Genomic DNA, 14,896 nt, shown 5'->3' on the forward strand with positions numbered 1-14,896 from the left:
AGCATAACCATGGATGTACTATCATTACTGGTAATAATACCGACGATTACGATTATCGGGATATTGTTTACAAAGGAGAAGAAGCAAGCTCGCCTTGTATCCGCAATCGGTACAGGAATACAGCTAGTCCTTGCAGGGATTCTTGTTTGGATGTATTTAGCTGAGCGTTCAGGCGGAAATACTGCTCAAATGCTTTTCACTCAGGATTACATGTGGTATCCAAACCTTAATATTCATTACGCAATTGGTGTTGATGGTATTTCGGTAGCCATGATAGCCTTAACTGCAATAGTTCTTTTTGCTGGGGTATTCGCATCATGGGAGGTTGAGTTCCTAAACCGTGAGTTCTTTATTTCGCTCATCCTGCTTTCGTCAGGGGTGTTTGGATTCTTTATCTCACTCGATCTATTTACCATGTTCCTGTTCTACGAACTTGCGGTTATCCCGATGTACCTGCTAATTGGTATTTGGGGTACAGGTCCAAAGGAGTATTCAGCAATGAAACTTACTCTAATGCTTATGGGAGGTTCAGCATTGCTGCTTGTAGGTCTTCTAGGTATTTACATGAATTCAGCACCTGCAGGTCAACCATTAACATTTAACCTAATTGAAATTGCTAAAGTTACCATATCAATTGAGGCTCAACGCCTATTCTTCCCATTAACATTTGTTGGTTTTGGTGTTCTTGGAGCTTTATTCCCTCTACATACTTGGTCACCTGATGGTCACGCTTCAGCGCCTACCGCAGTATCTATGTTACATGCTGGTGTGCTTATGAAACTTGGAGGTTACGGATGTTTCAGAGTAGCAATGTATTTAATGCCCGAAGCAGCTCATGAAATGGCTTGGATATTCATTATCCTGACTACCATTAGCGTTGTTTACGGTGCATACGGTGCAATCGTTCAGAAAGACCTTAAGTATATCAACGCTTACTCGTCAGTTAGTCACTGCGGACTAGTAATTTTCGCTCTATTAATGATGAACAAAACCGCAATGGACGGCGCAATCCTTCAAATGATATCTCACGGTTTGATGACAGCACTCTTCTTCGCATTAATTGGGATGATTTACGGACGTACTCATACTCGTAACATCTACGAAATGGGTGGTTTGATGAGAATCATTCCTTTCCTATCAGTTGTTTATGTTATTGCGGGTCTTGCATCACTTGGTCTTCCAGGCCTTAGCGGTTTCGTTGCTGAGATGACCGTATTTGTTGGTGCTTTCCAACATGCAGATATGTTCCACAGAGTTGCAACAATAGTTGTAACCACATCAATTGTAGTTACAGCAGTATATATATTAAGAGTTGTTGGAATCTTGCTTCTCGGCCCAATTAGGAATGAAGAGTATAATCATTTTAAAGATGCTACATGGTTTGAGAAACTTTCGACCGTTACACTTTTACTAATGATTGCAGCAATTGGTCTTGCACCACTTTGGCTTTCGAACATGATTCAACATAGCCTTGTTCCAATTATTCAAAAATTAGCTATTGCACCAGGGATTTAATGGTTTAATCTATTGATACTATGAATTTAAATAGTTTTCTTTTAATGCGCCACGAGATTGTACTAATTGCAGTTGCGCTTATTATACTGATAGCCGAGATATTCACATCGGATCAGAATAAAGGACGTATCCGTGGATTGGCAGTAATCCTGTTTGCGATAAACACCATTATAGGGTTTTTACCTGCAGAAACTGGATCGTTATTCGGAGGAATGTATACCACAATTCCCCTTCATATAGTTGTAAAAAACATTTTGAACATTGGAACGCTAATTATCCTGATTCAGTCGAATACTTGGCTTAAAACAGAGGAAAATAGCGATAAATTTCCTGAGTTTTACCTTCTACTGATTTCAACATTAGTTGGTATGTTCTATATGATCTCAGCAGGTGATTTCTTGATGTTCTATCTTGGCCTCGAATTAGCAACTATTCCCTTAGCTGCATTAGTGGCTTACGATCGTTACAGAAACAACTCTGCTGAGGGCGGTATTAAATTAATCTTATCATCGGCATTCTCTTCAGGTATTATGCTTTACGGTATTTCGATGATATATGGTATGTACGGTAGCATTTACTTCGATATGCTGAATCCAGCTATGGCCATGAATAGCCTAACAGTTCTAGCATTTATCTTCTTCTTTGCTGGTATGGCTTTCAAGATTTCATTAGTTCCTTTCCATCTATGGGCAGCTGATGTTTACGAGGGTGCACCAGTGAACATTACTTCATACCTATCAGTTATTTCGAAAGGTGCAGCAGTATTTATTCTTACAATAATCCTATTCAAGGTATTCCCAACCATTTCGGATTTGTGGCAAAAGGTTGTTTGGGTGATAGCCGTTATGACTATGACCATTGGTAACCTTTTTGCAATTCGTCAACAGAACTTAAAACGATTCATAGCATTCTCGAGTATATCACAGGCTGGTTTCTTCCTATTAGGTGTAATTGGCGGAAACGAGATGGGTATGACAGCAATCGTTTACTATATGTTAGTTTACATCTTCTCAAACCTTGGCGTTTTTGGTGTTATCGCCGCAATTTCGAACCAATCGGGTAAAGAGAATATGGATGATTACAATGGATTATATCATACCAACCCAATGCTTAGCTTAACAATGATGTTGGCGTTATTCTCATTGGCAGGTATTCCACCTGTTGCTGGGTTCTTCGGAAAGTTCTTCCTATTCACCGCAGCAGCGCAGAAAGGTTTTTATATTCTTGTACTAATTGCAACTATAAACACAATTATATCCTTGTACTACTATCTACTTGTTGTAAAAGCAATGTTCATCAACAAGAGTGAAACTCCTATCCCTTACTTTAAGAGCGATTTTATGACCAAACTTGGTCTCGGTCTTTGTATTGCAGGTCTTATAATTACTGGTTTTGCAAGTGGAGTTTGGGAGATGATAGCAAAGATTAGCTTTGGAATGTAATGCTAATTTGAAAATTAAGTTAGCGAAGATATAGAGCACGGTTCGAAAGGATCGTGCTTTTTTTAATATTACCAACAATTGTTGATATACAAAATACATAAATGGATTTTGCAGTCTTTACAAAATTGTTGCACCTTTGTATTTAACCATTTAGTAATTTTTTAAATATTTGCGATTGAATATATTTTTTGCTTAGTTTTAATGCGTAAAAAAAGTTTAATGCTAAATTATATTCTTCCTTTTAGGGATAAATTTGATTTAATGGGTCTTTCATTAATACTTAATTAAATTGCTATTATGAAAAATTTACTTTTAACAATTCCTTTTGTTTTATTTGGAACTATTGGTTTCTCGCAATCAATTCCTGTAGATAGCCTATATCTTGGACAAACCCTACCGGGAAATACACCAAAGGTTTTTAAATTGGAGGTAACCAAAGGGCTTGTCGCAGCAGAAAGAATTACCATCTCCTCTGATAATAAAGAGATCTACTATGGAGAACTTAATACTTGGCCTCCTACAAATCTGAGGATAAAATGTTACAAATATTTAGACAATAAATGGCAAGGTCCATTTGTTGCATTTGAAGGATTTATTGCACCATCACTATCCGAAAATGATAGTATTATGTACATGCAAAAAAATATAAACAATAACAAAGTAGCTTGTACCTTTTATTCATTAAGAAAAAACAATGGTTGGACAGAGCCGAAAAGGCTTCTTTCTTCTAACCTTGTAACTCATTATTTTCAGAAAACTAGTTTAAATAATTACTATACAGCCTCTGTTTTACCCGGCTCTCCAGATAGCAATAGCGATTTATGCAAATTTGTTATAAATAAATCTGATACAACCATTCAAAGTTTAGGACTGCCAATAAATACATCAGCAACAGAGAATGATTTCTACATTGCTCGTAATGAATCATATATTATCTTTTGTCGATTTAACGAAGGCGCATCAAGCGATCTCTACATTAGTTATAAGAAGACCAGTGGTGATTGGACTTTACCTATAAATCTTGGAGTAGAAGTCAACACACCCAATCCTAATTGGGAGTGTTGCCCCTTTGTAACGAAGGATAATAAGTATCTTTTTTTTATGCGAGGGGGTAATGACATGTCTTCGTATTTTATCTATTGGGTATCAATCGATAAACTTCTCGAAAGTTTAAAGAATACTAATAATTAGATTTCAGTCTGATAGGACAGACATTCTATAAAGTCTTAATTAAGCCCACAGAACACTATTGTTTTGTGGGCTTGTTTGGTTCAAAAATGAGTTTTGCTCATAATTTGTTTATTGCCATCTTATTATGCAGATGGTAATTGTTTTTTTGTTGATTATTTGTTGAATAATCCTATTTTAGCAATATGGCTAATTACACATTTCAACACTTCTGCATATGAATATTCAAGCCTTTTTCAAAGAGAAACTTTCTAAGTATATCCCATCTATTAAATGGCTTTCGGAGTATTCACTTTCAGTTTTTGGTGCTGATGCAGTAGCGGGTATCACTTTGGCGGCTTATGCAATACCTGTATCGTTGGCTTATGCTACGCTTGCTGGGTTGCCTCCTCAGTATGGCGTTTATGGTTATCTGATTGGTGGGCTATTCTACGCAATGCTGGGTACTGGGCGGCATTTGGCCATTGGGCCAACCTCAGCAATCTCAATGCTAATAGGTGTAACGCTTGCCAATCTTTCGGGCGGCGATGTTCAGCGCTGGGTTGATTTGGCATCCCTTTCTGCAATGATATTTGCAGCAATTAGTATCCTTGCATACCTGTTTCGGTTAAGTAGTATTATCAACTTTATAAGCGAAACAGTTCTTGTTGGATTTAAGGCTGGAGCAGCCATTACCATCGGTCTAACGCAGCTTCCTAAACTATTTGGAGTTACCAGCGGAGGTGAGAGTTTCTTTAGTCGTTTAGGAAACCTTGTAACCCAATTGCCAGAAACAAATGCTACTGTTCTAATTTTTGGTCTAGTTGCTATTTTTTTACTTTTTTTTGGTGATAAACTTTTACCCGGAAAACCAGTTGCAATTATCGTAGTTGCCTTATCTGTTCTTGCTATAACATTTACCCCACTTGGCACAATGGATTTCAAAACTGTAGGTATTATACCCAGTGGCTTACCTAAGCTAACTCTTCCAATATTCAACATAACAGATATAGGCAGCATTATTCCTCTTGCATTTGCCTGCTTCCTTCTGGCCTATATCGAAAGTGTATCTGCAGCAAAAGCACTTGCCCAGAAGAATGGCTATGATATCGACCCACGGCAGGAATTGCTTGCCCTTGGTGTTGCTAACCTTGCTAACTCATTAGGTCAGGGATACCCTGTAAGTGGGGGCTTATCTCAATCGGCAGTAAATGAAAAGGCTGGTGCCAAAACCCCTATTGCGCTTGTTGTTGCATCAGTGAGTATTGCTGTGTGTCTTCTTTTCCTTACAGGTATGCTCAAAAATCTTCCTACCGTAATATTGGCGGCAATTGTTCTTATTGCTATTAAGGGCTTGGTAGATATCAAGGAAATGAAGCGATTATTTAAGATTAACCGTTTCGATTTTGCTATTGCAATGACTGCACTTGTTAGCGTAATTGTGTTTGGAATCTTGCAAGGTGTGCTAATTGCCGCACTTTTCTCCCTAATTTTAATTATTCGAAATGTATCAGCCCCCCATGTTGCATTTCTTGGGCGTATTCCAGGTACAAATAGGTATACTGATTTCAAGAGACATCCTGATAATGAGCTTATACCTGGTGTTCTCCTTTTTCGGGTGGAATCTACTTTGGTATATTTCAATGTTTCGAACGTATACCAAACCGTTTGGGCTAAGATTTTGGAGATGCAGCCTGAACTAAAAACAGTAATCTTCGATTTGAGTACTTCGGCCACAATTGACTCAAGCGGGGCTCGATTAATCAAGCGCCTGCATGAGAATTTGGAGGCTAAAGGTATAAAGTTTAAGGTGGCTGAAGCACATTCTGAAGTTCGTGATATTCTAAGGGTTGAGGAGGTTGAACACTTGCTCGGCCATGTCAGCAGACGTGATACACTTCATGATATAGTTGTAACTGCAATTGGTGAGGGAGAACCTGATATTCTGCAAACACCCACTAAACTCAAAAGGCTTCAACCAGAAAAAATAATTTCACATATCATTTTAGGTAATAATTACTTCAAAGAAACCCATCCTAAAGAGTATTTCGAAAGGTTTAAATTTAAGCAAAAACCATATATTACCTTGGTGACCTGCTCTGATTCACGTGTGCCTCTTGCAGCACTTATGCCCGATACTTCAAATAAAGTCTTTTCGATACATAATATTGGCAACCAGATTTTATCCACAGAGGGATCAGTTGATTTTGGTATTTACCACTTGAAAACCCCTCTTTTGCTTTTTCTAGGTCACTCCGATTGTGGGGCGATAAAAGCCTACCTACATGGTTTCGAAGAGGAGTCGTATGGCATTAAGCACGAATTGGACTTTTTACAACCTATTATTAAAGAATACTCAACTGTAAAAGATTTTGAAAAACTACATGCACATGTAATTGAAAAAAACCTCGATTACCAAGTTAACATAGCATATAAAAAGTATAAAGATCTTGTATTGGCGGGTAAGTTAACAATCATGGCTGGATTTTATGATTTTAAAGGTGAATTTGGAAAAGGCATGGGTAATATCATAATCGTAAATGTAAACAAGCAAAAGGGCATAGACGAAATGCGTAGTATGGAAATATTCACGTACTTATCAACTGCTCAAAAGAATTTACACATAGGGAGATTGCCAAATGGATTGTCAGATTCGGCAAAAGAGAAGGAGTAGTCAGTATTATTAATCTTTCGTTAGGCCTTAACCTAAGTGATAATCTTTCATTAAATGTACAAAGTAGATTAATTACTGGTAGAATAAAAAATTTTGAAGTTAATGCGCAAAAACTGACGCTAGACGAACTAAATAATCCAATACAATCATGGTATGGTTGGTTCTAAATTCTGTTTTTAGTCAACCTCTCAATAAATATATTTTTGTCAAGAAACCCAACAGGACAGACCTTTACGACTGCTCTAAAGGCTTAATTTAAACAAAATATCCCATTTTTTGCACTTGATAAAATATGTATTGGAAAATCGACTTTTAAGAACCTTCAAAGAATTTTATTTTGTTTAACTAATATGGGTTACAAATATATATCTATCATAAAAAACGTCTCTATTCTTTAAATTTAAAAATAAGAGTTAACACAATTTGATCAAATTATAGAAATATCACGGATATCCCTTCTTAAATTTAGAATTAATTATTTCTCCACAATTTGCTTTATCTAAGATTCAACGCCTAATCTCTTTTTCATTTTACGAACATTAATAATACGTAATATTGATAAATAGTTACATAAATATTCATTTACTTTTTAATTATTATATTGCAACAATATTACACAAACCAAAAATCTAATGTATATGAAAAAAAAACTATTATTTACGTGTTTACTAATCGTTATATTGGCAAGTTGTACAAAAGACAATCTACCAACAAGCGAAGATAAAGTTCCAACACAAAAACAACCACTAACGGGTGAGCAAATTAATCAAGTAATAGATAAATTTATTACCGAAACTGGTAGTTTCGATTGGAAAAAAGTTGATAATCACACTGTTTGGAGTGCCGCATTGTTAAGTAACAGTATAGTAACTATTGGATACGGTTCAACTCCTTTTGAAACTAAGAGAAGTTCAGAATTAATTGATCTTAAAAATCGTCTGGTGAGCTTAACACTTGAAGAAGAAAAAGTTACTAACCCAAACCTTAAAGGTCAAAATATTGTATTGAATGATGATGCAATACTAAATAATTTCGATATAAAAATCACCAGTTTCGAATCTATTGAGCGTTTGCGAAAAATGCCAGGTGTTAGGTATATTGAGCCTGCAGGATACAATTATCTTGCTTATAAAGGCATGATTAAAAGTGATTCAGGTTGTACCACTTCAGCAGATGCCGTTAATTCAGCTGATTATAGAACAGTTGCCCCCAATTGCCTAGTTTCTTGGGTTTATGACAAACACAATATTCCATCAGCTTGGTCGTATAGCACAGGTGCTGGAGTTGGTGTGGGTCTTATCGATACAGGTCTATCTGCTTATCAAAATATGCTTGGCGCTAATTTTAACGATGGTTATTCAAGTGGTCGTACTCTAACCAAATATGGTGTTTATATTGACTCTATTTGGCCTTGGGTTACTAAGACTGATGGTGTTGACGATAAATGTGGACATGGTACATCAATGGGAGGTAACATTGCTAGCCCACGTAACGATAATTATATGCCTGTTGGTGTAGCATATAACTGCAATCTAGTTGCTTACAGAGCAACCCATGATGTTGTTCTGGAAGGCTACCAAGAGCAAAAAGGTGTTGCCAGAGCTCTAACGGAACTTGGTAATAATTCAAGCGTTAAAATTATTTCAATGTCAATTGGTCATATTTTCTCTGTTGGAAGCATCTCCGATGGTATTAAATATGCTTATTCAAAAGGAAAATTGATTTTTGCAGCAGGAGGAACATCAACAGAATGGACTAATTTTGTAGGCGTTATTTTCCCAGCAAGTATGGCTGAATGTGTTGCCGTTACAGGTATTACCGATGGTTCAGGTTATACTGAATGTGCTGTTTGTCACAAAGGCAGTAAAATTGATTTTACAGTAGTTATGCAACGAGCAGGTGATTCTAATCGTACTTCGGTTGTTGGAGGTTACTATGCAAATACAATTGATTATGTTGGTGGTTCATCCGTTGCAACCTCAACCACAGCTGGTATTGCGGCTTTAGTTTGGGCTCGTTATCCAAGTTGGACACGTACTCAGGTGCTAAATAGACTTATTCAATCCGCACAATTATATCCTAACCGCAATGCAGATTTTGGGTATGGATCAATTGATGCATTAAAAGCAGTACTATAGTGATATAGCAAAATATCTTATTAAAAGGGGCAATCTAAAAAGATTGCCCCTTTTTAATGTCATTAGTTTAAATAATAAAAGCAACTAGTAAGAAAAGGTTTTACTTGAACCTCAGCAAACTTTGCAATTAATTTTAAATAGTTGCATTTTGATGGTTATTATTTAATTTTATTGGGGGGAAATAGAGTTTTTGTTTTGTGTAAAATTTAGCATAAACACCAATTTGCGAGTAAGTTAGTCGTTTTATATTTGTTAGATTAAACGAAATTATGAAAAAGGGAAAGGGATCTTATTAATCAATTTAAAGTTTTAATGCTTTGAAAAACGAGATAGACATTTACATTAGCGGTTTTCCAAAGGAAGTTCAAATCCTTTTGGAACAGGTTCGCACTACCATAAGACAAATTGCACCTGATGCTGAGGAAACTATTAAATATGCCATTCCAACCTTTGTTTTAAATGGAAACTTGGTTCATTTTGCTGCATTTAAAAATCATATTGGTTTTTATCCTGTTCCCAGTGGAATTGAGGCATTCAAAAAAGAACTTTCAATATATAAACAGGGAAAAGGCTCCGTTCAATTTCCTCTAGACCAACCTATACCGGTTGAATTAATTGCTAAAATCGTTAAATTTAGAGTGGCAGAGAATCAAAGAAAAGTAAACTTGAAAACTTCTAAAAAGAAGCATTAATAACACTTATCGTTTTTAACATACAATATGCTATCAAAAGGAGAATATGTTGAAGGAGTACCCTCAGAACTTCAAGGATTACTAGATGAAGACCAGCAGGCTAAAATCTTTTTTGAATCGCTTGCCAAATCATACAAAAAAGGATACTGCGATTGGGTTGGATCTGCAAAACAAGAGGAAACAAGAAAGATCCGTGCAGAAAAAGCCCTTAAGATGCTACAAAATGGTCAAAAAACACTACAGACATAAAGAACACACGACCGATCACATAATTCGCTTTGCTTTGCCACCCTCTATTCGCTCTAGTATGCGTTATAATTTGGACGAAGATTTCAAAATCTATATTCAAGATCCAAGAAACTGTTAAGGTAGGTTGCTCTTCTTTAGACAACTCCTTGGATATCACCTATTCTACAATATAAAGAAATGTTTGGACGTTTTACTTTTCGGGATAGTTCTTTGGATCTAACGCTTTAAAATTCCATCCTTTTAGGAAAGTAAACACCTTTTTAGGATCGTAAACCTTATCCAACTCAAGTAACCCGGAGTCTTGAGTGTGAAGAAGATTACCTTTCCCATCAAGGATAATAAAAACGGGGAATCCAAATCGTTGGGGATTCTGATAGGATTTAAGCACATCCAGATTCTTATTTTCCTTGCTGTAGTTTAATAGGATGTAAACGTAATCAGCCTTTATTAATGAATCTATTTTAGCATCGGTGGTTGCCATTTTATGGAATTTAATGCACCATGAGCACCAGTTGCCTCCAACCTGAACAAGCACATGTTTGCTTTCAGCTTTTGCCTTTGAAATGGCAACCTTAATATCTGCTTTTGCATCGGCATTGGGGTTGTAAACATTTGACTTTTCTTGTGAAAAAACGGTCACAACAGCAAACACTAAAAGGATGGTAAATAGCGATTTTTTCATTTGTTTATGATTTTAATAGTTGTTAATAATATCTCCTTGTGTTTCCTCAAATCCAAATAGTAAGCAAAGTTGAAACATCCTTAAATAAAAAAGGAATGTTTCGCTCTCAATTCAAGAGGAAACATTCCTTTAGATATATTAATTAATTCAGAGTTTAATACGGTAGTACTTTTTTCCCTAGAGTTTCTTCTAAAACTTCTGCCATTGCAAGATAAATGGCTGATGCACCGCATAGAATTCCTTCGTAACCAGCAACTATACCTATACCTGCAGAACCAGTCCAATCACGGATTGCGAGCAAGAAGAATAAAATCCAAAGTGTAAGAAATACGAATTGAAGTGTTTTATTTTTATTAAAAGTTCCAATCCACATAAAGAAAGAGTAAACACCCCAGATAAATAAAAACCATCCCATAAAACCTTCTTCTGTTTTAGTTCCTTTTGCTATTCCAAGGTCTGGGAAAATCCAAATCGCAACAAGGATAATCCAGAAAAACCCGTAGGAAATAAATGCAGTCATTCCAAAAGTATTACCCTTTTTGAACTCAAGAGTACCCGCTATTACTTGTGCAATACCACCAATGAATATTCCCATAGCAAGTAGCATTGCACTTACGGGAAAAAATCCAGCATTATGAATATTTAAAAGAACTGTAGTCATCCCGAAACCCAACAAACCCAGTGGGGCAGGATTGGCCAATTTGTTTTCCATTGAAAAATGTATTAGTTAATTTTGATTTTTAGAATGCGTTATCTTTAAGTCGCAAAGAAAATAAATATTCTTGGTTTCTTGCGGTAACTGTATCCAAAAGACATTACTACATACCGTATCTATCAATAATTTCCTGTTTTGTTTTACCTAAAATTTCATACTTTTTACCAACCTTTTTGAATGCATCCAAAGCCTTTTCTAAATGATGTATTTCATGACCAGCAGATATCTGAGTTCGAATTCTGGCTTGCCCTTGCGGAACAACAGGAAAAAAGAATCCAATAGCATAAATACCCTCTTCAAATAGATCCTTTGAGACATTCTGAGCAAGCTGTGCATTAAAAAGCATTACTGGAACAATAGGAGTATCACCGTCTTTAATAATAAGTCCCGCATCAAGCAAGCCCTTACGCCAAAACACAGTATTTTTCTCAAGTTTATCGCGCCGATCCGTTGAAGCAGATAAAATCTCAAGAACCTTGATTACGCCAGCAACAATTGGAGGTGCTATTGTGTTTGAGAAGAGATAAGGACGCGCTTTTTGACGACACATTTCAATCAATTCTTTACGACCAGAAACACAACCGCCAGATGCGCCTCCCAGCCCCTTACCAAATGTGGTTGTAATAATATCAATCTTACCCATTACTCCGTATTTCTCATGTGTTCCACGACCAGTTTTGCCTATAAATCCGCTTGAATGCGAATCATCAACAAAAAGTAAAGCATCATATTTTTCACACAAAGCAACCATTTCATCAAGTTTTGCTGTATCGCCATCCATTGAGAAAACACCATCAGTGATAACAACTTTTAATCGCTTATCGTTATGCAACTGAAGTTTTTCTTCAAGATGCGCCATATCGGAATGCTTATAGGTATCGTGCAATGCACTGGCTAAGCGAATTCCATCTATAATTGAAGCGTGTACTAGTCTATCGGAGATCATTACATCATCCTTGGTCAGAATTGCTTCAAATACACCGGCATTAGCATCCATACATGATGGAAAAAGGATAGTGTCCTCCGTTCCTAGAAACTCAGTCACCATATTTTCCAACTTTCTATGAATATCCTGCGTTCCGCAAATAAAACGTACTGATGACATGCCATAACCATGCGAATCGAGTCCAGCATGCGCTGCCTTAATTACATCGGGATGGCTAGACATGCCCAAGTAGTTATTAGCACAAATATTAATAGCCTTTTTTAATGAAGCACCAGATGGAAATTCAACCTCAATATCTGCTGATTGTGCAGAGTGGATAAATCTCTCTTGTTTGAAGAGACCAGCATCCTTAATACCTTTAAGGACATCATTATATATCCCTCTGGTTTTATCTGTATATGCCATAATTTCTCCTTATTTAATAAATTCGTTAACTAGTTTAACAATTTTATTTACTGTATCAAACGCTTCGGGAGTTGCCTTATCATCCGGAATAGATATTTTATACTTATTCTCTAAGAAACGTTTAAGAGATACCATTGAAAATGAGTCAACAATACCACCAGAGATTAAAGGGGTATCATAACCAATCTCAGTATCATCTTCAACATACTCTTTTACAACATATTCCCGAATTATTGCTTTCATTTCTTCCATAACTTTATTCTCCTATTATTTTAGTTAATTGTTTGTGCATTTTGGCTGTATTGCAGTAATGCTGTGCATTGGTTTATCGGTTTTCTATTACTCCAACCTTTTAACCAAAAAGAACTTCTTGTCTTTTGTGAAATCCCTGCCTATCGGCAGGCAGGTTTTGTATTCTTAGCGATTAAGTTTTTCTTTAATCGTTTTCGAGAGTTGATGTGTCGCCAATCTCTTCGCCCCATTCCTTTGCATGAAGGATTCGACGCATAATCTTACCGCTTCTAGTCTTAGGAAGCGATTCAACAAATTCAATCTCCTGGGGCATCGCAAGCGGTGATAATTTTTTCCGAACATAATTCATAATCTCCAAATCGAGATCTTTGCTTGCAACAAAACCAGGTTTAAGCGTTACAAAAGCCTTTACAACCTCCATATTAACAAAATCCGGCTTCGAAACCACTGCTGATTCAGCAACAGAGGGGTGTTCAAGTAATGCGGATTCAACCTCAAATGGGCTAACGAGATGGCCTCCTGTGTTTATAACATCATCATCGCGACCTACAAACCAGAAATAGCCTTCGTTATCGATACTTGACCGATCTCCGGGTAGATACCATCCGTTTTTAAATTTTTTATTGTAAGTCTCTTCATTGTTCCAATAGGCACGCATCATTGCAGGCCAACCCGGTTTTATGGCTATTAAACCTATCTTTCCGCTACCTTCAAGTGGTTCATAAGTATCGGGATCAACTACGGTTGCAATTATTCCAGGAAAAGGTTTCCCCATTGAGCCGGGTTTAATTTTCATTTCAGGAAAATTGGTTATCATCATTGACCCTGTTTCTGTTTGCCAATATGTATCGAGGAATGCTTTACCAAAAACTTTTTCCGACCAGATAACAGCCTCAGAGTTTAGTGGTTCCCCAACACTTGCTAGATGGCGTAAACACGATAAATCAAATTTCTTGATTATTTCATCACCAGCCTTCATTAATGAACGGATTGCTGTTGGAGCAGAATACCACATAGTAATTCTATGCTTCTCGATAAACTTATACCACGTCTCAGCAGAGAATCCTGAATCGAGTATACATTGGGTTACCCCATTACTAAATGCACCAATTATTCCATAAGATGTTCCTGTAACCCACCCTGGATCGGCAGTACACCAGTAAATATCATTTTCCTGTAAATCGAGTACCCATTTAGCGGTAAGATATTGTGAAATTAAGGAGTAATGAACGTGTTTAACTCCCTTTGGTTGTCCTGTTGTACCTGATGTGTAGTGAAGAACTGAGGGTGATTCGGCCTTCGTGGGATGAATTTCAAATTTCTCAACCTTTGGTGTATTCTCAAGATCAAATGACAATTCCTTTGGACCAAGTTGCTTACTAGAATCATGATCTACAATGATAATATACTCCAAAAATGGCATCTTATCAATAATCTTTCGAATTTTTGGAGCATGTTTTTTTTGGGTGATAATTACTCTGGTTTGAGCATTCTCAAGTCGAATAAAGAGAGATTCATCACCAAATGCGGAAAATAGGGGTTGTGCAATAGCACCTATTTTAAGAATACCTAAAAATCCAAGATAAAGTTCTGGGATTTTATCCATAAAAAGGCAAACACGATCTTCTGGCTTGATTCCAATATCACGTAAGTATTGACCAATAGTATTAGAGGAAAGTCGAATGTCATTATAAGTATACTTTTTTTCAACACCCCCCATTCCCTCCCAGATAAGGGCTAGTTTATCAGCTTTTCCCATCTGGCAGATACGATCAGTGCAATACCACCCAATGTTTATGGTATTTCCCGGCTTATAATCTAATTCTTTTTCGGAAATACTCCAGTCGAAGGTTTTTACTCTGGAATCATAAGATCCAATGTGCGACATAGTTTTTTGTATTAGAATGTTATAATTTAATAAAGGCAATTGCAATAAAAACCTGTCTATTTCAATTTTCATTCCCTTATCGGCCATCTACATATCAACAACTGCGAAATCCTATGCCGCTTTTCAAATCG

12 protein-coding genes are annotated in these 14,896 nt (G+C 36.6%); 7 read left to right on the top strand and 5 right to left on the bottom strand.

Features of this window, described 5'->3' with window-relative positions:
- The first annotated feature begins 9 nt into the window (after positions 1–9).
- The 7 genes from HOO91_11070 to HOO91_11100 all read left to right on the top strand — a co-directional run bounded on the left by HOO91_11070 (position 10) and on the right by HOO91_11100 (position 9,877).
- On the top strand, positions 10–1,515 hold the full coding sequence (locus tag HOO91_11070; GenBank protein ID NOU18084.1) for an NADH-quinone oxidoreductase subunit M: 1,506 nt from the start codon (positions 10–12) through the stop codon (positions 1,513–1,515).
- Positions 1,516–1,535: 20 nt separating this feature from the next.
- On the top strand, positions 1,536–2,957 hold the full coding sequence (locus tag HOO91_11075; protein ID NOU18085.1) for an NADH-quinone oxidoreductase subunit N: 1,422 nt from the start codon (positions 1,536–1,538) through the stop codon (positions 2,955–2,957).
- A gap of 297 nt (positions 2,958–3,254) precedes the next feature.
- Positions 3,255–4,148, top strand: a complete 894-nt coding sequence (locus HOO91_11080; GenBank protein ID NOU18086.1) for a hypothetical protein — start codon at positions 3,255–3,257, stop codon at positions 4,146–4,148.
- A gap of 214 nt (positions 4,149–4,362) precedes the next feature.
- Positions 4,363–6,798: a bifunctional SulP family inorganic anion transporter/carbonic anhydrase gene (locus HOO91_11085; GenBank protein NOU18087.1), complete on the top strand. Its 2,436-nt coding sequence runs from the start codon at positions 4,363–4,365 to the stop codon at positions 6,796–6,798.
- A 638-nt stretch (positions 6,799–7,436) separates the two neighbouring features.
- Positions 7,437–8,936 (top strand): S8 family serine peptidase, encoded by a 1,500-nt coding sequence (locus HOO91_11090; GenBank protein ID NOU18088.1) that lies wholly within the window; start codon positions 7,437–7,439, stop codon positions 8,934–8,936.
- Positions 8,937–9,253: 317 nt separating this feature from the next.
- Positions 9,254–9,628: a hypothetical protein gene (locus tag HOO91_11095; GenBank protein NOU18089.1), complete on the top strand. Its 375-nt coding sequence runs from the start codon at positions 9,254–9,256 to the stop codon at positions 9,626–9,628.
- Positions 9,629–9,655: 27 nt separating this feature from the next.
- The gene (locus tag HOO91_11100; protein ID NOU18090.1) at positions 9,656–9,877 is read left to right on the top strand and encodes a YdeI/OmpD-associated family protein; all 222 of its coding nucleotides are present in this window, start codon (positions 9,656–9,658) and stop codon (positions 9,875–9,877) included.
- A 190-nt stretch (positions 9,878–10,067) separates the two neighbouring features.
- Here the strand turns inward: HOO91_11100 and HOO91_11105 are convergent, their stop codons facing one another.
- The 5 genes from HOO91_11105 to acsA all read right to left on the bottom strand — a co-directional run bounded on the left by HOO91_11105 (position 10,068) and on the right by acsA (position 14,765).
- A complete protein-coding gene (locus HOO91_11105) occupies positions 10,068–10,559 on the bottom strand; it encodes a thioredoxin family protein (protein NOU18091.1) in 492 nt (163 codons plus the stop codon).
- A gap of 154 nt (positions 10,560–10,713) precedes the next feature.
- Entirely contained in the window at positions 10,714–11,271 is a 558-nt protein-coding gene (locus HOO91_11110; protein ID NOU18092.1) for an acetate uptake transporter, read from the bottom strand.
- A 106-nt stretch (positions 11,272–11,377) separates the two neighbouring features.
- Positions 11,378–12,625, bottom strand: a complete 1,248-nt coding sequence (kbl, locus tag HOO91_11115) for a glycine C-acetyltransferase (protein ID NOU18093.1) — start codon at positions 12,623–12,625, stop codon at positions 11,378–11,380.
- A gap of 9 nt (positions 12,626–12,634) precedes the next feature.
- Positions 12,635–12,868 (bottom strand): acyl carrier protein, encoded by a 234-nt coding sequence (locus tag HOO91_11120; GenBank protein ID NOU18094.1) that lies wholly within the window; start codon positions 12,866–12,868, stop codon positions 12,635–12,637.
- Positions 12,869–13,061: 193 nt separating this feature from the next.
- The gene (gene acsA, locus HOO91_11125) at positions 13,062–14,765 is read right to left on the bottom strand and encodes an acetate--CoA ligase (GenBank protein NOU18095.1); all 1,704 of its coding nucleotides are present in this window, start codon (positions 14,763–14,765) and stop codon (positions 13,062–13,064) included.
- Between the last annotated feature and the right edge of the window lie 131 nt (positions 14,766–14,896).

Source organism: Bacteroidales bacterium, from assembly GCA_013141385.1.
GTDB lineage: Bacteria > Bacteroidota > Bacteroidia > Bacteroidales > Tenuifilaceae > UBA8529.